General features: G+C 55.2%; 12 protein-coding genes, 1 tRNA gene, 1 other RNA gene and 1 pseudogene. 5 read left to right on the forward strand and 10 right to left on the reverse strand.

All coding sequences use genetic code 11. The features are described from left to right. Positions 1-4: 4 nt before the first annotated feature. The 9 genes from dppC to PGR10_RS20575 all read right to left on the reverse strand — a co-directional run bounded on the left by dppC (position 5) and on the right by PGR10_RS20575 (position 10,253). Complete coding sequence (dppC, locus tag PGR10_RS20535) at positions 5-907, reverse strand: dipeptide ABC transporter permease DppC (protein ID WP_213794179.1); 903 nt, start codon at positions 905-907, stop codon at positions 5-7. Positions 908-916: 9 nt separating this feature from the next. Next, entirely contained in the window at positions 917-1,936 is a 1,020-nt protein-coding gene (dppB, locus tag PGR10_RS20540) for a dipeptide ABC transporter permease DppB (RefSeq protein WP_002921786.1), read from the reverse strand. Positions 1,937-2,069: 133 nt separating this feature from the next. Next, on the reverse strand, positions 2,070-3,677 hold the full coding sequence (gene dppA, locus PGR10_RS20545; protein ID WP_015369230.1) for a dipeptide ABC transporter periplasmic-binding protein DppA: 1,608 nt from the start codon (positions 3,675-3,677) through the stop codon (positions 2,070-2,072). Positions 3,678-4,378: 701 nt separating this feature from the next. Next, a non-coding RNA gene (locus tag PGR10_RS20550) (RtT sRNA) lies at positions 4,379-4,511 on the reverse strand. Positions 4,512-4,545: 34 nt separating this feature from the next. After that, positions 4,546-4,622, reverse strand: a tRNA-Pro gene (locus PGR10_RS20555). Between the two features lie 116 nt (positions 4,623-4,738). Next, the gene (locus tag PGR10_RS20560; protein ID WP_430924028.1) at positions 4,739-6,133 is read right to left on the reverse strand and encodes an ankyrin repeat domain-containing protein; all 1,395 of its coding nucleotides are present in this window, start codon (positions 6,131-6,133) and stop codon (positions 4,739-4,741) included. A gap of 199 nt (positions 6,134-6,332) precedes the next feature. Then, positions 6,333-8,000 carry a kdo(2)-lipid A phosphoethanolamine 7''-transferase gene (gene eptB / locus PGR10_RS20565; RefSeq protein WP_213317580.1) on the reverse strand — a complete coding sequence of 556 codons (1,668 nt, stop codon included), beginning with the start codon at positions 7,998-8,000 and terminating at the stop codon, positions 6,333-6,335. Between the two features lie 222 nt (positions 8,001-8,222). Continuing rightward, positions 8,223-9,428 (reverse strand): L-lactate MFS transporter, encoded by a 1,206-nt coding sequence (locus PGR10_RS20570; protein ID WP_430924029.1) that lies wholly within the window; start codon positions 9,426-9,428, stop codon positions 8,223-8,225. Between the two features lie 240 nt (positions 9,429-9,668). Continuing rightward, the gene (locus PGR10_RS20575) at positions 9,669-10,253 is read right to left on the reverse strand and encodes an autotransporter outer membrane beta-barrel domain-containing protein (protein ID WP_162750192.1); all 585 of its coding nucleotides are present in this window, start codon (positions 10,251-10,253) and stop codon (positions 9,669-9,671) included. Positions 10,254-10,511: 258 nt separating this feature from the next. Between PGR10_RS20575 and tag the strand changes: the two are divergent. Both tag and PGR10_RS20585 read left to right on the forward strand, forming a co-directional pair. Beyond that, a pseudogene (gene tag / locus PGR10_RS20580) lies at positions 10,512-11,088 on the forward strand (DNA-3-methyladenine glycosylase I); the annotation flags it as partial. Next, a complete protein-coding gene (locus PGR10_RS20585; RefSeq protein WP_042893599.1) occupies positions 11,072-11,512 on the forward strand; it encodes an N-acetyltransferase in 441 nt (146 codons plus the stop codon). The pseudogene tag and the gene PGR10_RS20585, both read left to right, overlap by 17 nt. Here the strand turns inward: PGR10_RS20585 and PGR10_RS20590 are convergent. Further along, positions 11,481-13,811: a molybdopterin guanine dinucleotide-containing S/N-oxide reductase gene (locus PGR10_RS20590; protein ID WP_430924030.1), complete on the reverse strand. Its 2,331-nt coding sequence runs from the start codon at positions 13,809-13,811 to the stop codon at positions 11,481-11,483. The two genes, PGR10_RS20585 and PGR10_RS20590, sit on opposite strands and share 32 nt — an antisense overlap. Positions 13,812-13,979: 168 nt before the next feature. Between PGR10_RS20590 and PGR10_RS20595 the strand changes: the two genes are divergently transcribed. The 3 genes from PGR10_RS20595 (at position 13,980) to PGR10_RS20605 (ending at position 16,620) form a co-directional block, all read left to right on the forward strand. Further along, on the forward strand, positions 13,980-14,642 hold the full coding sequence (locus tag PGR10_RS20595; RefSeq protein WP_015369222.1) for an OmpA family lipoprotein: 663 nt from the start codon (positions 13,980-13,982) through the stop codon (positions 14,640-14,642). A 102-nt stretch (positions 14,643-14,744) separates the two neighbouring features. Beyond that, positions 14,745-15,761: a LacI family DNA-binding transcriptional regulator gene (locus PGR10_RS20600; RefSeq protein ID WP_087858980.1), complete on the forward strand. Its 1,017-nt coding sequence runs from the start codon at positions 14,745-14,747 to the stop codon at positions 15,759-15,761. Positions 15,762-15,870: 109 nt separating this feature from the next. Beyond that, positions 15,871-16,620: a sugar phosphate isomerase/epimerase family protein gene (locus PGR10_RS20605; protein WP_020077714.1), complete on the forward strand. Its 750-nt coding sequence runs from the start codon at positions 15,871-15,873 to the stop codon at positions 16,618-16,620.

Genomic DNA, 16,620 nt, shown 5'->3' on the forward strand with positions numbered 1-16,620 from the left:
CCTCTTACTGCTTCAGTTTGGGATCGAGCGCGTCACGCAGACCGTCACCCATCAGGTTAAATGCCAGCACCGTCAGCAGGATCGCCACACCCGGGAAGGTCACCACCCACCAGGCGCTTTGCGCGAACTGCAATACGTCGGAAAGCATAGTGCCCCACTCAGGCGTCGGCGGCTGCGCGCCCATACCGAGGAACCCCAGCGCTGCCATGTCGAGAATGGCGTTAGAGAAGCCCAGCGACGCCTGAACAATCAGCGGCGCAAGACAGTTAGGGAGAATATTAACGAACATCTGGCGCATCGCGCCGGCGCCCGCCACGCGGGAAGCGGTAACGTAATCGCGGTGCACTTCCACCAGCACCGCCGCGCGCGTCAGACGCACATAGTGCGGTAGGGCAACGAAGGTGAGCGCCAGCGAAGCATTGACGATTGATGGTCCGAAGATAGCCACCAGCACCAACGCCAGTAGCAGGCTCGGCAGCGCCAGCATGATATCGACCACGCGCATGATGATGGAGTCCACCACCCCGCCGAAATAGCCAGCAACCAGCCCCAGCACCACGCCGAGGATCAGCGACAGCACCACCACCAGACAGCCCACCAGCAGCGACAGGCGCGCGCCGTACATCAGGCGCGAGAGAATATCGCGACCCACGTCATCGGTGCCTAGCAGATGCGTCAAGCTACCGCCATCCTGCCAGAACGGCGGCGCCAGCAGCGAATCACGGAACTGATCTGCCGGGTTATAAGGGGCGAGAAAGTTGGCGAATACCGCGATGATAATCATCACCGCCACATACACCAACCCGACGACGGCACCCTTATTGCGTTTGAAATAGTGCCAGAACTCCTGCAGCGGGGTCATTGGCACCGGTGCGGCGACAACTTTATTTTCTGTAATTTGTGACATGATGGCCCCTTACTTCTTATGCCGGATACGCGGGTTCACCACGCCATACAGCAGGTCGACCAGCAGGTTGACGAGAATAATCATCGTCGCCACCAGCAGAACCCCGCCCTGCACAACTGGATAATCGCGGCGCTGTAGCGCATCGATGAGCCAGCGGCCTAAACCTGGCCACGAAAAAATAGTTTCGGTCAGAATGGCGCCCGCCAGCAGCGTGCCCACCTGCAGACCAATCACCGTCACCACCGGCAGCATCGCGTTGCGTAGCGCATGGATGACAATCACCCGCATGCGGGTCAACCCCTTAGCGCGTGCGGTGCGGATGTAATCCTCGCCCAGCACTTCAAGCATCGACGATCGGGTCATACGCACGATCACCGCCAGCGGAATCGTGCCCAGCACGATGGCGGGTAGGATCATATGCATTAAGGCATCGATAAAGTCGCCCTGCTCGCCCCAGATGGCGGTGTCAATCAGCATAAAACCGGTCAGCGGCAGGGTATCGTCAAGGAATACCGTATCACTGATACGCCCGGAGACCGGCGTCAGGTTCAGCTGTACCGAAACCAGCATAATCAGCATCATGCCCCACCAGAAGATAGGCATCGAGTAGCCAGTCAGCGCCAGGCCCACGGCGGTGTGGTCAAAGATGGAGCCGCGTTTTACCGCAGCCAGCACGCCCACCGGAATACCGACCGCGACGGCGAAAATCATCGCGCAGACGCCCAGTTCGAGGGTGGCCTTGAAGCGAGGCACAAACTCTTGCCACACGGGAATTCGGCTTTTCAGCGAGATCCCTAAATCACCGTGCAGTACGCCCCAAATATAATGGGCATATTGCTGCCACAGCGGCTTATCAAGGCCCATTTCGGCCAGCAGCTGCGCGTGACGTTCGGGGGAAATACCACGTTCGCCCGCCATAATCATCACCGGATCGCCGGGGATCATATGAACGAAAGCAAAGGTGAGAAGGGTAATACCGATAAATGTCGGGATGACGAGTCCCAAACGTCGGAGAATAAACTGCAACATAACCCGGTTTCTCTATAGTGACGCCAGGCCTGGTGACAAGGCGTCTGTATTGCTCACAAAAGTATTCCCCGAATAGCGGGAATACGCCCCCCGCCTCTCCCGCGCGGGGAGAGGGGGTCAGGCATCGTGCTTATTATTCGACAGAGACGTTATCGAAGTGGTGTTTGCCAAGCGGATCAACCACATAGCCTTTGACTTCTTTACGCACTGGCTCGTAAACGGTGGAGTGGGCGATGATCAGCGCCGGAGCCTGGTCATGCATTACTACCTGAGCCTGTTTGTACAGTTCAATACGCTTGTTATGGTCGTCGGTGGCGCGCGCCGGTTGAATGAGGTCTTCAAACGGCTTATAGCACCAGCGAGAGTAGTTAGAGCCGTCTTTCGCCGCGGCGCAGCTGAACAGGGTCGCGAAGAAGTTATCCGGATCCCCGTTGTCGCCGGTCCAGCCCATCATCACGGTCTGATGCTCGCCCGCTTTCGCGCGTTTCAGGTACTCGCCCCACTCGTAGGTGACGATCTTGGCCTGTACGCCGACTTTCGCCCAGTCGGCCTGGATCATTTCAGCCATACGGCGCGCGTTCGGGTTATACGGACGCTGTACCGGCATTGCCCACAGGTCAATGGTGAAGCCTTTTTCCATGCCTGCTTCTTTCAGCAGTTGCTTCGCCTTCTCAGGATCGTAGGTATAGTCTTTAACGTCATCGTTATAGCCCCACATGGTCGGCGGGATCAGGTTCTTCGCCGACTGGCCTGCGCCCTGGTAAACGGCTTTGATGATCGCTTCTTTGTTCACCGCATAGGTCAGCGCCTGGCGAACTTTGACGTTATCCAGCGGTTTTTTCTCGGTGTTGAAGGAGAGATAACCCACGTTCAGACCCGGCTGTTCCAGCAGGTTGATGTTTTTATCTTCCTTCATGCGCGCGATGTCAGCCGGGTTCGGATACGGCATCACCTGGCATTCGTTTTTCTGCAGCTTGGCGTAGCGTACGGAAGCGTCCGGAGTGATGGAGAAGACCAGGCGATCGATCTGCGGCTTGGTGCCCCAGTAGCCCGGGAAGGCTTTATACAGAATGCGCGAGTCTTTTTGGTACTGCAGCAGCTGGAATGGACCGGTACCGATTGGGTTAAGGTCTACTTTTTCCGGCGTGCCGGCTTTCAGCATATTGTCGGCATACTCTTTCGACAGGATAGAAGCAAAGTCCATCGCCAGGTCAGCAAGGAACGGCGCTTCCGGGCGAGTCAGCACGAACTGGACGGTATTATCGTCCACTTTCTTCACTTCGCTAATCAGGTCCTGCAGGCCCATCCCTTCGAAGTACTCATAGCTGCCGCCAGAGACTTTATGGTACGGGTTTTTGTCATTTTTCTGGCGGTCGAAGGAGAACACCACGTCGTCGGCATTCAGCTCGCGCGTTGGTTTAAAGTCTTTATTATCCTGCCACTTCACGCCTTTACGCAGGTGGAAGGTATAGGTTTTACCGTCCTCGCTGACATCCCACTTCTCAGCCAGGCCAGGAATAACTTCTGTCGTACCGGTTTTGAATTCAACCAGGCGGTTGTAAATAGGCACCGAGCTGGCGTCATAGGTGGTACCAGAGGTGAATAGCTGTGGGTTAAAGCCTTCCGGCGAACCTTCAGAACAATAAACCAGGGTTTTAGCTTGTACGCTTGCGGCGACGGTCATGGCGACCAGGCTCAGACCAAGCTTCAGCATCCCTGACTTTTTCAAGGAAATACTCATTATTCTGCTCCAAAACTGTGATGTTGTTTGCATATAGCCGCCAGACCTTTATTTATTTTTTACCCGGTCTGGTCGGTGGTGCCCGAAGGCGTTGAGAGAGATGGGGATTCCGTTCGCTAAAACGACTGAGTTGCAGTACGGATTCTCCATGAAATGCCCCTCATGCCGTACAATCTGTCAACAGAATGGAGAAACGTCAATACAGCTAACCGGGTTTTGCGTCAGGGGTGAGAATCGGTGGGCAAAGATTAAAAAAACTTGATGGCGCTATTTTCAGCAGAGAAATTTATGCTACCGGCAATAAACCAGAATAAAGCCCTTAATAGTTTGCAACATCTGGTGATAAACAATTCTTAAAAATGGTGAAAATTTCTTCCCGTGTGACCATTATGTGAGCGATTAATAGCGCGAACGTTAAAACGCACAGCGGAAAATGCTGTAGTTAGCCATAAGCTTCGCGAAAAAAGATCTGTTCATCGATAAAAAAATGCAATGGAAGATGTCACAAAATAGCGAACAGCTAGCGAGATACCTGGGGAGATGCGATTTTTGTGACTCTGGCGGGGTTTTCGCCCCGGCTTGCGCTGCGCTGAACCGGGCTTACCGGGCTACGCTCGAGTCGAACCTCTGCCCCCGGAGGTTCTCATCCTCTTCAGACCGCAGATGCAAAAAAGCCTGCTCGTTGAGCAGGCTTTCGAATTTGGTCGGTGATAGAGGATAACTCGCCACTTCGTGGCTCGCCCTACGGGCCGTTGCTGACGCAACGTTCTCTCGCTACGCTCGAGTCGAACCTCTGCCCCCGGAGGTTCTCATCCTCTTCGGACCGCAGATGCAAAAAAGCCTACTCGTTGAGCAGGCTTTTCGAATTTGGTCGGTGATAGAGGATTCGAACCTCCGACCCCTTCGTCCCGAACGAAGTGCGCTACCAGGCTGCGCCAATCACCGAATGCGGGGCGCATCTTACTGCTGGGATGCACACCCGTCAATGCCTTATTAGCAAAAAATCAATCAAGCGACGAAAAACTCAGCAACTTATCGCTCGCTTCGCTTTTTCAGTTTCTTCAATGACACTTCGCCTCAAACTCTTTGCGGTGTTCCGATACCGTGCAGGTTACCGTTTGTCCCAGATATTGCGTCCCTGCAGGCTTAAATTCAAAACTGCCCAGCAGCATGGTCAATTGCCCTAGCCCAGGACAATCCTGCCGATGCATCATAATGTCTGGACGAGAATCACCGCTAATCGAACGGGCAATATCCGAATAAGCGAGTGAATCCGCTAACTTATTCGCACAGAACTGGAGCTCGCTTTGCGCCATCAGCGCAACCTGTCCCGTTAAATCAGCATGATTATCGATTAATAACTGGCGTATTTCTCCGCTACGGCTATATCCTATCGCCGTATATCCCGCTTTGTTTTTAAGATTGACGTTAGCACCAGCGGCAAGCAGGGCAACAACGCTCGATTTTTTCTCCATTTTCACGGCCATCATCAACGCGGTGAAATCTTTTGAAGAGAGAAAATCAACCTTTGCCCCTCGCTCCACCAGCGCTGAAATTACAGCTGGCGCGCCATAGGCGGAGGCAATCTGCAAGGGTGTCAACCCATCGCGGTTGGTTTGATCGACATCCAGCCCCGGTAACGCCAGCATGTTTATCAGTGTAGGGTCAGTGCTTACCGCAGCCAGCATCAGAGGCGAAGTTCCTTCGTTGTCCGCCTTGTTCACATCCGCGCCAGCATCTGTTAACGCTTTAATCACCGACGCTGAACGATTGTGGTTAATCGCCTGGTAAAACGCCGTCTCGCCATCATTATTGACCGCATTCACATCCGCTCCGGACTTTAAAAGCAGTGCGACGATCTCCTCACCATTTTTCTTCAATATACCGGGCGCGGCTTTTAAGGCCATATCTTCGGTCATCAGCGCGCTACCGTTTCTGGCCAGCGACCGCTCCGCTGTCGCTGCGACTATTTTATCAAGCACGCTCTCTTCTTCTTGAGGGGCGCCCGGTTTTTTCAACTCGATAATATGCAGATAGTCATCCTTGACCTCCTCACCATCAGAAATAGCAGACATCAGTGCCGTATTCTTGTTTCGGGTAACCAGATTCACATCCGCTTTTGCATGAATCAAATCGGAGATAATGGCAGCTTCACTTCCCCTTGCTGAAGCCAGCATAAGAGCCGATGTACCGGCGCGAGTCTGGATATTTGGTTTAGCATGATGCTTCAGCAGCAGTTCAACGACTTCCCGGCGATTTTCTGCAGCCGCCACCATTAACCCGGTAATGCCTGCTTTGCTTTTACCATTAACATCAATGCCGTTATTCAGCATGGTTTCAATATTTACGACACTGTCGTATTTACAGGCCAGCAGAAACGACAGGGTTTCCTCCTCTGACTGACAACCAGCCAGTAAAAACAAAAATAACAGGCTCAAACACTTAATGAGGTTCATTCTTTCTCTCCATGAAAGCACGAGCACAGGGTGGAACGAGAGAAACAGGAAAGGAACAGCGAGGAGAAACAGCCTGGTAAACGCGTCCATTGTGCGAAATAAAAAATCCCTCACACGGCACAAGCCTTGTGAGGGATTAACTTATCCTGGTCTCAGGAAACGAAAACAGACCCGAGATTCTGAAAATAGACCGTACGTCTTACTTTTTCCGACACCAATTGTTGTTTTCATTAATCCCGCCATCCGGCGAGGTATAACCAAGACAACCCATAATGGTGTCATACAGCTCAACGTGGCGGTGCGGAGCCTTCGTCGCCGCCTGCTGCTTGAGACGCGCAAAGGAGGCGGCATGGTCCGGGTTCGCCAGATATTTATCCGACATCCAGACCATCATCGGCACGCGGAACTGCTCCGGCGGCGCCATCATGCGCGGCGTACCGTGCAGATGTTCGTGTTCATTAATCGACTCGCCGTGATCGGCGGCGTAGAACACGATAGCCTTTTTATCCCGCAGTTGGTCCAGCACGCTGACGATAAAGTGATCCACGTAGGTGACGCTGTTATCGTAGGAGTTAATCAACTCGGCCTTCGAGCATTTGCTGTCCACGCCGATACACTCCGGTTTCCATTGCGCGAAGCTGCGCGGATAACGCTGGGTGTAGTTAAAGTGCGATCCCTTGGTATGCAGGATAATCAAGCGCTTGCCATCAGGATTTTGCTCCATGCCGCGCTTCATTTCATCGACCAGCAGCATATCATCCACGTTCTTGCCGCGATTGCGCGGCTCGGCGCCGATCTGCTCGCGATAGGCGATATTGTTGGCCATCGTATTGCTGTAGAACCACATCTCACTCTGCATGGCGTACAGGTCGCCTGCAAAGCCCAGCTGATGCAGTACGGCAAACACATTCTGCTCTTTCAGCGTCCGTTGCGGATTATCATCCGCCCCGCCCTCGCGTACGAACATACAGCGCAACGATAACTTGGTGGCGGTATCGCAAGAGGTGCCGCGGAAGGCGACAAGATTCTTCTCCTGCGCCAGCTTCGGCGTGGTATTACGGTTATAGCCGAGAATACCCATATGATCCCAGCGGGTGGTCTCGCCGATAATAAACACCACGTAAGTATCATCAAGATCCTGCGGCGCCACATAGGTAAATTTTTTCGCTGGGTTAATCAGCGACTTATTATCAGACGATTCATCCACCTGCGCCCAGGCGTACAGCCCAAGCGCCGACAGCCAGTTCGAAGGCAGATACGAGTTGGCAATGACGCCGCCGTAGCTTGGCATATCGACTTCAGAGTTACGCTCGATATCATGCTGACGTAGCTCAAGCAGGCGAATCGGCCCCCAGACCATCAGCCCGGCCAGCACGACTATCAGGATATTTTTCACCCGCTGACCCGGCGTTTTGACCTGTTGCAGCAGCGTCTTACGGCAGCGGTTGCTCCAGATAAGAAGGAGCGGCAAAACGCTAACCGCGGCCAGCCACAGGATCAGATGCCAGCCGATAACCTCTTTCGACAGGTCAATATCGGTGGTCATCACCGAAGCGATTATGCCGTAGCCAATGACCACATTAAGGAAAGTCATGTAATAACTTGCCCCAGCGGAAAACAACACCACCAGCGTAGCTAAGATGCGCCAGACCCGGCGACCAAATAACGAGAGCAGACGCAGCAGGAAGAAGGTGACCAGCACCGTCGCCACCAGTTCAACCACTCCGGACAACCCTTTCCAGACGGTAAACTCTTGAGCGTAACCATCGAAACGACGGAAAAACACCGCGGCGTTCATAAACCAGCCGATGTACAGCGCAAGCCAAAAACTCAGCTTCTGCTGTGACATCGTTTTAATGTATTTCATGCAAGCAAACCTGGGAAACGAAGAGATAAAACCGCCCTGATTAAAACGATATAAACAGGAAGATTAATTAAGTGCGTCTGGGTTGGTTATCGGAAACCTCTACAAAGCGCGCTAAGTAGACCACAGCAAATGGCAAAAGTATCCGCGAGGAATGTGATTCAGCCAGATATTTACAAAATATCTGGCTGGCAAGGCATTATTAGCTTAGGAAAGGTGACGCTATCAGGCGTGCGCCTGGTGGTAAATTTCGCTTTTCGGCTGGCGAATTGTGGTGGAAAGCGCCAGTGACAAAATCAGCAGAGCGAAGATGACACAGAAGGTGACATAGAAGCCGCCGAACACGGAGGCAATCAGCGAACCGCAAATACTACCGATACCAAAGCCGAGATAAATCACACCGTAGTTTTTCGCCAGGTTATTGAGGCCAAAGAACTCACTTACCAGCGACGGGAAGACGGTAATGGTGCCGCCGAAGTTAAAGGCCACACAGGCAATCGCCGCAAAGAAGGTCATCGCATTTAGCGGCGCGAACAGCAGGGCCGCCATACCAACCAGGGAGACCACCTGACCGATGGTAATCACGCGGATACGGGAGATTTTGTCGGACAGGATGCCCAGCACCAGGCGGCCGCTCAGGTTGGCGATAGAAATCACGGTAACCGCATTCGCCGCCGTCGCCACATCGAGGTGCACCATACCCTGGGCGATATCTTTTGCTACGCCAATCACATACAGTCCGCTCATGCAGGCCGTCAGGAACATCACCGCCAGCATCCAGTACTGCGGTTTACGCATGGATTCAGCGAGGGTGAAATCATTTTCGACGACGCCGCTAGCGGTGGTCGTCGCGGGATGATTCGGCGCATCTTTCATCAGGGTGGCGCCAAAGACGATCATCACCAGTACGATAGCGCCCCAGATAACAAAGGTTTTTTCCAGCCCGACCGTCGCCAACAGGTGGCTATCGATAAATTTAAAACCGAGGCTGCCAAGGCCATAAGCGCCAATCGAGAAGGCGGAAATCAGACCTTTACGCTCCGGGAACCACTTCACGCAGTTCGACAACGTCAGCAGATAGCCCGCGCCGTCCGCCAGACCGACCAGCAGGCCGGCGCTCAGCCACAGCATCATCAGGCTGTTGGCATGGGCCGTGAGGAAAAACCCGACGCCAAGCAGGATACCGGATGCCATGGTGACGCGTTTCACGCCAAAGCGTTCCTGCAATTTACCGGCAACGGAAGAGGATAACGCCAGCCCAAGACTTAACAGGCCGAAGGAAAATGCCACCTGGCTTACTGGCTCGTCCAGTTTGCTGGCCAGAGAACTATTAAACAAACTCCATGTATAAACCGATCCCAGTGCGAATTGCGTAATGATCGTGCCAATCAGCGTGAGCCAACGGGTATATTGAGTGTTTGCAGCGTTCATAGCAGATGTCCTGAAGGATTAACTGCCGCCACAATAACCAAATCCCCAAATCCGGTGGGGGAAAACGGCATGAACTGCCATCAACGAGGAATGAAATGCATTTATGGCGGAATGAATGACATTGCAAAACATTCATTCCCTAAATTTTACCTAAAAAGTTAGTGTGCGCTATCTCACAGAAACGCGCCGTTACTGAGATTTAACAGTAACGACTGAGTTTCAAATGCGTAACAAAACAGGTTAGAAATTGGCGCTGACGCCCATCAGATATAGCGTGTTTTCACCCGACGGCACATTATCCGCCTGCGAAAGTGTGGCCCATGCCGCCAGATGAGAACCAAGCGGCATATCGGCGCCCAGCGTCACATCGCCCCAGCTACCGTCTTTGCCGCGGCTAATCGACGCATTGTTATCGATAGAGATAGACTGGTTATAGCTCACCTGCGCCCATGGATGCACGCCCCACAGCTGCTGATAATCCATACGCCAGCCGAGCGTGTTGACGTAAATACTTTCGCCCGCGCGACGCGTCGCTGGCGGCGGGTTGAGATCGCTACGCAAGCTGGCGACCGGCCCGGAGGTCACGCCGCTGGCCAGTGAATAGTTCCATCCCACGCTCATGCCGTGCCCCAAATCCGGCGGCGCCAGCGCCTGATTCAATGCCAGTCCGGCGGGCGCTTCTGACGCTCTCATACGCTCGGCAAGAATGTCTTCATAACGCGGTTGGTGATCGCTATCCCATGTATAGCGTTCGGACGTATTACTTTTTGTATCGTTAGCGATATATTCCTGTTGCCAGGCATTAGCGCCTGAAACACACGACACCCAGATAGTGATGCACGCCGGGATCAACCCACCCCGGAGGCCATTGCATTTCTTTATTATCATTAATGCGACTCCAAAAGAGCCGAATCGGCAATGTTGCTGTGTTTTTATACTCAAAATAATTCGAGCTGCCGCCCACTTCTACGCAACTTGAAGTATAAGGAGTTGATGGGAAGTGGTTTCCCTGTATTAACTATTATCTTTATCTTTCAGCCGTCAAGGCGGATGAAAAAGTTTTCTGACGAAAGGGAGAGAAACATGCAACGTTGCGGATGGGTAAGCCAGGATCCTCTTTATATCCAGTATCACGATAACGAATGGGGAGTCGCCGAGAGAACGCCGCAAAAGCTGTTTGAAATGATCTGCCTCGAAGGCCAGCAGGCGGGGCTTTCGTGGATAACCGTACTGAAAAAACGGGAAAACTATCGTCAGGCCTTTCACCAGTTCGACCCAGTTCGCGTAGCGGCCATGGATGAAGCAGACGTCGAGCGCCTGCTACAGGATGCGGGCATCATCCGCCATCGGGGAAAGCTCCAGGCCATCATCGGCAATGCGCGGGCGTTTCTCGCCATGGAAGCCAACGGCGAAGCATTCAGCGATTTCGTCTGGTCATTTGTCGAGAACCAGCCGCAAATTACCCATGCCGCGACGCTCGCCGAAATCCCCACCACCACACCAGCCTCTGATGCCCTATCTAAGGCGCTGAAAAAGCGCGGCTTTAAGTTTGTCGGCTCCACCATCTGTTATTCGTTTATGCAGGCCTGCGGGTTAGTCAACGATCACGTGACAGGCTGCTTTTGCCACCCAGGGAGACCAGCATGATCCAAAAATGGGATGCCACAGAGACCGGCCCGCTGCTCGAGTTGTGGCTGGAAAGCACCATTTATGCGCATCCGTTTATTGCCGAAAGCTACTGGCGGGAGAGTCTGGAAGTCGTGCGTGATGTCTATCTCCCCGCCGCCGCCACCTGGGTGTGGCAGGAGAATGACGCGCTGAAAGGGTTTGTCAGCGTGATGGATTCGCGCTTCGTCGGGGCGCTTTTCGTCGCCCCGCAAGCGATCCGCCACGGTATCGGCCGCGCGCTGCTTGATGAGGTCAAGCAGCACTACGACTGGCTAAGCCTGGAGGTTTATCAGAAAAACGTGCGGGCGGTGAATTTCTACCACGCGCAGGGCTTCCGAATAGAAGACTGCGCATGGCAGGACGACACCCAGCACCCAACCTGGATTATGCATTGGCCGGCGGATCAAATGCGCTGAGCGCCAGCGCGGGCCCATCATATTTTTCCAGCCATGCCAGCGCCGTATTCCCGGCGCAACCGTTGCCCAGACGCGAGGTCGGAATATCTTTCGTCAGCACGTTCACCGCACCGTTTTTGCATATTCCGGCATCGGGGTCGATATCCGGCCATGCGCCTTCATGCAGGCAAATCACCCCCGGACGAATACCTTCCGTGACCACCGCGCCGGCCAGTACCTGACCACGTGAATTCCACACCCGCACCAGATCGCCGTCGGCGATATTGCGCGCCTGCGCGTCCAGCGGATGAATAGTCAACGGTTCACGTCCGGCCACCGCATACCTTTCGCGCAGCGAGGTCTGGTTCAACTGGCTATGCAGGCGGTGCGCCGGATGGGCGGAAAGCACCTGTAGCTGACCTTCCTCGGCGTTGCCGTGCCACTCATCAGGTTCGAGCCACATCGGGTGCGGCGGACAATCGGCATAGCCAAAGCCGGCAATGGTCGGCGAGTGAATTTCAATTTTCCCGCTCGCGGTTTTTAACGGGTTAGCCTGCGGGTCTGCGCGGAATGCCGCGAAACGAGAGAAACGGGCGTTATCCGGGTTTTCCGGCATTTCAATTAGCTGGTTAGCCTGCCAGAATTCGGCAAACGGCGGCAGCGTCACCTGCTGCTGCGCCCCGCGCTGGGCGGCAATCTGGTAGAAGCTCTCCAGCCATTGCAAATCGTTTTTTCCTTCGGTGAAGCGTTCGCGGCCGCCCGCCTCCCAGCGTTCGCTCAGATCCGCAAAGACATCAAAATCGTCGCGCGCTTCATCGCGTGGCGCGACCACCCGCTTCATCGGCACCAGATGCTGATTGCTGTAGTCCCCGGTCATGGTCAGATCGTTGCGCTCAAACGAAGTGGTCGCCGGTAAGACGATATCGGCATGGCGCGCGGCGGCGGTCCAGAAGCATTCGGAAATCACAATCAGCTCCGGCTTCTGCCAGGCCTGAATCAGGCGGTTGGTATCTTGATGATGGGTAAAGTTGGCGCCGCCCGCCCACCAGATAAAGCGGATGTCGGGAAAGCGCCGCGTCATCCCGTTGTGCTGATAGCTTGCCCCTGGGTTTTCCAGCGCCTCAACGATACGGGCGACCGGGATTTTTTCCACCGCGTCTACGCCGCCCGCTACGCTGCCCTGCATGGAAGCCAGCACCGCGGCGCGACGCGTCGGGTTGCCGCCGTTGGCAAAGTGGTAAGAAAGCCCAAAACCGCCGCCTGGCGTGCCAATCTGCCCCAGCATCGCCGCCAGCGTCACCAGCATCCAGTGTTTTTGCTCGCCGAATTGCTGGCGCTGCATGCCCCAGCCGGACATTAGCATGGTGGTGTTTTCGTGGAAAAGTTTCGCCAGTTCACGGATTTTATCCGCCGCTACGCCGCAGATTGCCGCCGCCCATTCGGCGGTTTTGGCGACGCCATCGCTTTCACCACTCAAATAGCGGGCGAAAATGTCATAACCGCTGGTACAGCTGGCGAGGAATTCATCGTCCTGCCAGCCATGCTCTACCAGGGTATGGGCGATCCCCAGCATCAACGCGACGTCAGTGCCCATATGCGGCGCGATCCACTCCATTGATTCGCCAAAGAAATCAACGCTTTCCGATCGCATGGGATCGATGCAGATCAGCCGTTTGCCGCTCTGGCGCAGGCGGTCAAACCAGGGGATCCCTTGTTCATCCGAGGCGTTCCAGGCAATTTTCAGCGTATTCAGCGGATTGGCGCTCCACAGTACCACCACCTCGCTGTGCTCCAGGATAAGCGGCCAGCTGGTTTGCTGTTGATAAACTTCATTACCGCCAACCACATAAGGCATGATCGCCTGCGCCGCGCCGGTTGAATAATCGCCGAGGTGTCCGGTATAGCCCCCGGCAAGACTCATATAGCGCTGCAGCAGGGTTGCCGCCTTATGCAACACGCCGTTAGAACGCCAGCCATAGGAACCGGCGAAAATCGACTGCGGGCCGAAGCTTTCGCGGATCCGTCGATGCTGAGCATCAATCAGGTCAAGCGCCTGCTCCCAGCTTACCCGCACGAATTCATCCTGGCCGCGTACGCCCTGCGGCTGTTGTGGCGAAGCAAGAAAGCCCTTTCGCACCATCGGATAGCGAACGCGAGTTTTACTGTGCACCTGTTCGCGCACCGCCGTTTGCAGCGAGTTGGCGAAGGGGGTGTCCAGCGCGCCGCGGGACGAAATCACATTTTCACCATCCGTCTCCACCAGCATTGGCCCCCAGTGGGCCGCGGTTAAGATGGTTTTAGTTGCAGATGAGGTTGGCAAAGCAGGCTCCTGGGTCAGCGAATGCAGGTGTTGTGACGGTTTGTTAGTCAACCGTTCAATGTTACTTACAAAAAGAGATACCCTGCGGGGAATTTTCTCCGTATTCGGACGTCATAATCAACCGTCACGCTTGCGGTGGCAAAGAATAAAAAGGATTAAGGAAATAAGATGAAAAAACGCGTACTGATGATTGCTGCTATCGTTAGCGGCACACTGGCTATTTCTGGTTGTACTACCAACCCTTATACCGGCGAACGCGAAGCGGGAAAATCCGGCATCGGCGCGGGTATCGGCTCCTTAGTGGGCGCAGGCGTCGGCGCGCTCTCCTCTTCCAAGCATGACCGCGGCAAAGGCGCGCTGATTGGCGCAGCAGCAGGCGCGGCGCTCGGCGGCGGCATCGGTTACTACATGGACGTGCAGGAAGCGAAACTGCGCGAAAAAATGCAGGGAACCGGCGTCAGCGTGACGCGAAATGGCGACAACATCGTGCTTAACATGCCGAATAACGTCACTTTTGACAGCAGCAGCGCCAACCTGAAACCTGCAGGCGCCAACACCCTGACCGGCGTCGCGATGGTGTTGAAAGAGTACGAGAAAACCGCCGTTAACGTCGTCGGCTACACCGATAGCACCGGCAGCAACGATCTGAACATGCGTCTATCGCAACAGCGTGCCGATAGCGTCGCCAGCGCGCTCATCACTCAGGGCGTGGCGGCCAACCGTATTCGCACCACCGGCATGGGCCCGGCGAACCCGATCGCCAGCAACAGCACGGCGGAAGGCAAAGCGCAGAACCGTCGCGTGGAAATTACCCTCAGCCCGCTGCAGTAATCCTCTTGTTTCCGGCCCGGCAGCCTTCCTGCCGGGCAAAATGCTTGATATCGCTATTTTTCGCGCTAAGGTGTTGGCAGATTTTCAGCAAAGGAAGCCATCATGGCGAAAGCGGCGCGAGCAACCATCAGCGACGTGGCGAAAGCCGCGAAAACCGGTAAAACCAGCATTTCACGCTATCTCAACGGCGAAAAGCATCTGCTTTCCGACGATCTGCTGGCGCGGATTGAGAAAGCGATTGCCGAGCTCAACTACCGTCCCAGCCTGATGGCCCGTGGCCTAAAACATGGTCGTACCCGCCTGATTGGCCTGATCATCGCCGATATCACCAACCCTTACTCCGTGAACGTGTTAAGCGGGATTGAAGCCGCCTGCCGCGAAAAAGGCTTCACCTTGCTGGTGTGTAATACCAACAACGAAATCGATCAGGAGCTTCACTATCTCGACCTCCTACGCAGCTATCAGGTTGAAGGGATTGTGGTTAATGCGGTCGGCATGCGCGAAGAAGGCCTCAACCGCCTGCAGCAATCCTCGCTGCCGATGGTGCTTATCGACCGTAAAATCCCCGATTTCGCCTGTGATGTCGTGGGGTTGGATAACACTCAGGCCGCCACCACCGCCACCGAGCATCTGGTGGAAAAGGGTTTCGAAGCGCTGTTGTTTTTAAGCGAGCCGATAGGCTCCGTAAACACCCGCCGCGAGCGCCTGGACGCCTTTCGCGCGACCCTGCAGCGCCATACCGGAATAGTGGCGGAAAACGCCGAGGTCCCGCTCAACGACGGCGCCATGATGGATAACGTCCTGCGTCAGTTCCACGCCCGCCACCGCGGAATGCGCAAAGCGGTGATTTCCGCCAATGGCGCCCTGACGTTACAGGTCGCCCGTTCACTGAAGCGCGTTGATCTCATCTGGGGCAGCGATATCGGCCTGCTGGGCTTCGATGAGCTGGAATGGGCGGAGCTGGCGGGCGTCGGTATCACCACCCTCAAACAGCCAACCTGGCAGATTGGCTATGCCGCGGTCGAACAGGTCGTCAGACGTATCGAAGGCGGCAGCGACCCCATCTGCGAGCGGGTCTTCTCCGGCGAACTTATCGTCCGGGGATCAACGTCTCGTTAACGATTCATCGTGATGACGATCATAAATTAAACATCCTGGCCTTTTCTTTGGAACCGGTACCATCTAGCGTAATAGGGAGTTAAGCCCCACCACGCCAGGAGTTTGTTCAATGGCCAGAAAAATCATTGTCGTCACCGCCGCTTATGGCAACGACCACGTTAAAGCGCTTGGCGGGCAGTCCGCCGTATTACCCTTTATCGCCGGTTCCGGCGCCGATGGCGTGGAAATTCGCCGCGAGCTGTTCAGCGCGGCGGAACTGAAGCAGTTGCCGACGCTGGCGGCCGACATTGAAAAACAGGGGCTGCTGGCCTGCTACTCCGCGCCGCAAGCGCTATTCACCGACAACGGCGAGCTCAATCCCCATCTCCCGTCGTTACTTGAAGAAGCGCAAACCCTCAACGCCCTGTGGCTGAAGCTCTCCCTCGGTCATTTCATCCATAACCAACAGCTGGAGACGCTGCGCGACATTCTGAGCGCCAGCGGCATGGCGCTGGTGGTGGAAAATGACCAGACCGATTGCGGCCAACTGGCGCCAATGCAGCGCTTCAAAGCCGCCTGCCGGGTCCATCAGATGCCGGTGACGCTGACTTTCGACATGGGAAACTGGCTGTGGGTTGGCGATTCGCCGGAAGAAGCCGCGCGCCATCTCGCCCCCGCTGTCAGCTATATTCATGTGAAGGCGGCGGAGCCTCATCATGAGAAGTATCGCGCCGTCCCACCGGACCAGGCGGACGCTCGCTGGCTGGCGCTGCTCGATAACCTGCCCGCCGACGCGCCGCGCGGTATTGAATTCCCGCTGGTCGGCGACGACCTGACCGCCGTCACCCGCCATTACGTTGATCTGTTACGCGAGGATTAA

This window comes from Klebsiella sp. 141198 (assembly GCF_050600785.1).
In the GTDB taxonomy this organism is placed as follows: domain Bacteria; phylum Pseudomonadota; class Gammaproteobacteria; order Enterobacterales; family Enterobacteriaceae; genus Klebsiella; species Klebsiella aerogenes.

What these genes read in the sequence shown, in the direction of transcription:
- dppC (WP_213794179.1), bottom strand. Translation starts at nt 907, where the DNA reads ATGTCACAAATTACAGAAAATAAAGTTGTCGCCGCACCGGTGCCAATG.
- dppB (WP_002921786.1), bottom strand. Translation starts at nt 1,936, where the DNA reads ATGTTGCAGTTTATTCTCCGACGTTTGGGACTCGTCATCCCGACATTT.
- dppA (WP_015369230.1), bottom strand. Translation starts at nt 3,677, where the DNA reads ATGAGTATTTCCTTGAAAAAGTCAGGGATGCTGAAGCTTGGTCTGAGC.
- PGR10_RS20560 (WP_430924028.1), bottom strand. Translation starts at nt 6,133, where the DNA reads ATGAACCTCATTAAGTGTTTGAGCCTGTTATTTTTGTTTTTACTGGCT.
- eptB (WP_213317580.1), bottom strand. Translation starts at nt 8,000, where the DNA reads ATGAAATACATTAAAACGATGTCACAGCAGAAGCTGAGTTTTTGGCTT.
- PGR10_RS20570 (WP_430924029.1), bottom strand. Translation starts at nt 9,428, where the DNA reads ATGAACGCTGCAAACACTCAATATACCCGTTGGCTCACGCTGATTGGC.
- PGR10_RS20585 (WP_042893599.1), top strand. Translation starts at nt 11,072, where the DNA reads ATGATCCAAAAATGGGATGCCACAGAGACCGGCCCGCTGCTCGAGTTG.
- PGR10_RS20595 (WP_015369222.1), top strand. Translation starts at nt 13,980, where the DNA reads ATGAAAAAACGCGTACTGATGATTGCTGCTATCGTTAGCGGCACACTG.
- PGR10_RS20600 (WP_087858980.1), top strand. Translation starts at nt 14,745, where the DNA reads ATGGCGAAAGCGGCGCGAGCAACCATCAGCGACGTGGCGAAAGCCGCG.
- PGR10_RS20605 (WP_020077714.1), top strand. Translation starts at nt 15,871, where the DNA reads ATGGCCAGAAAAATCATTGTCGTCACCGCCGCTTATGGCAACGACCAC.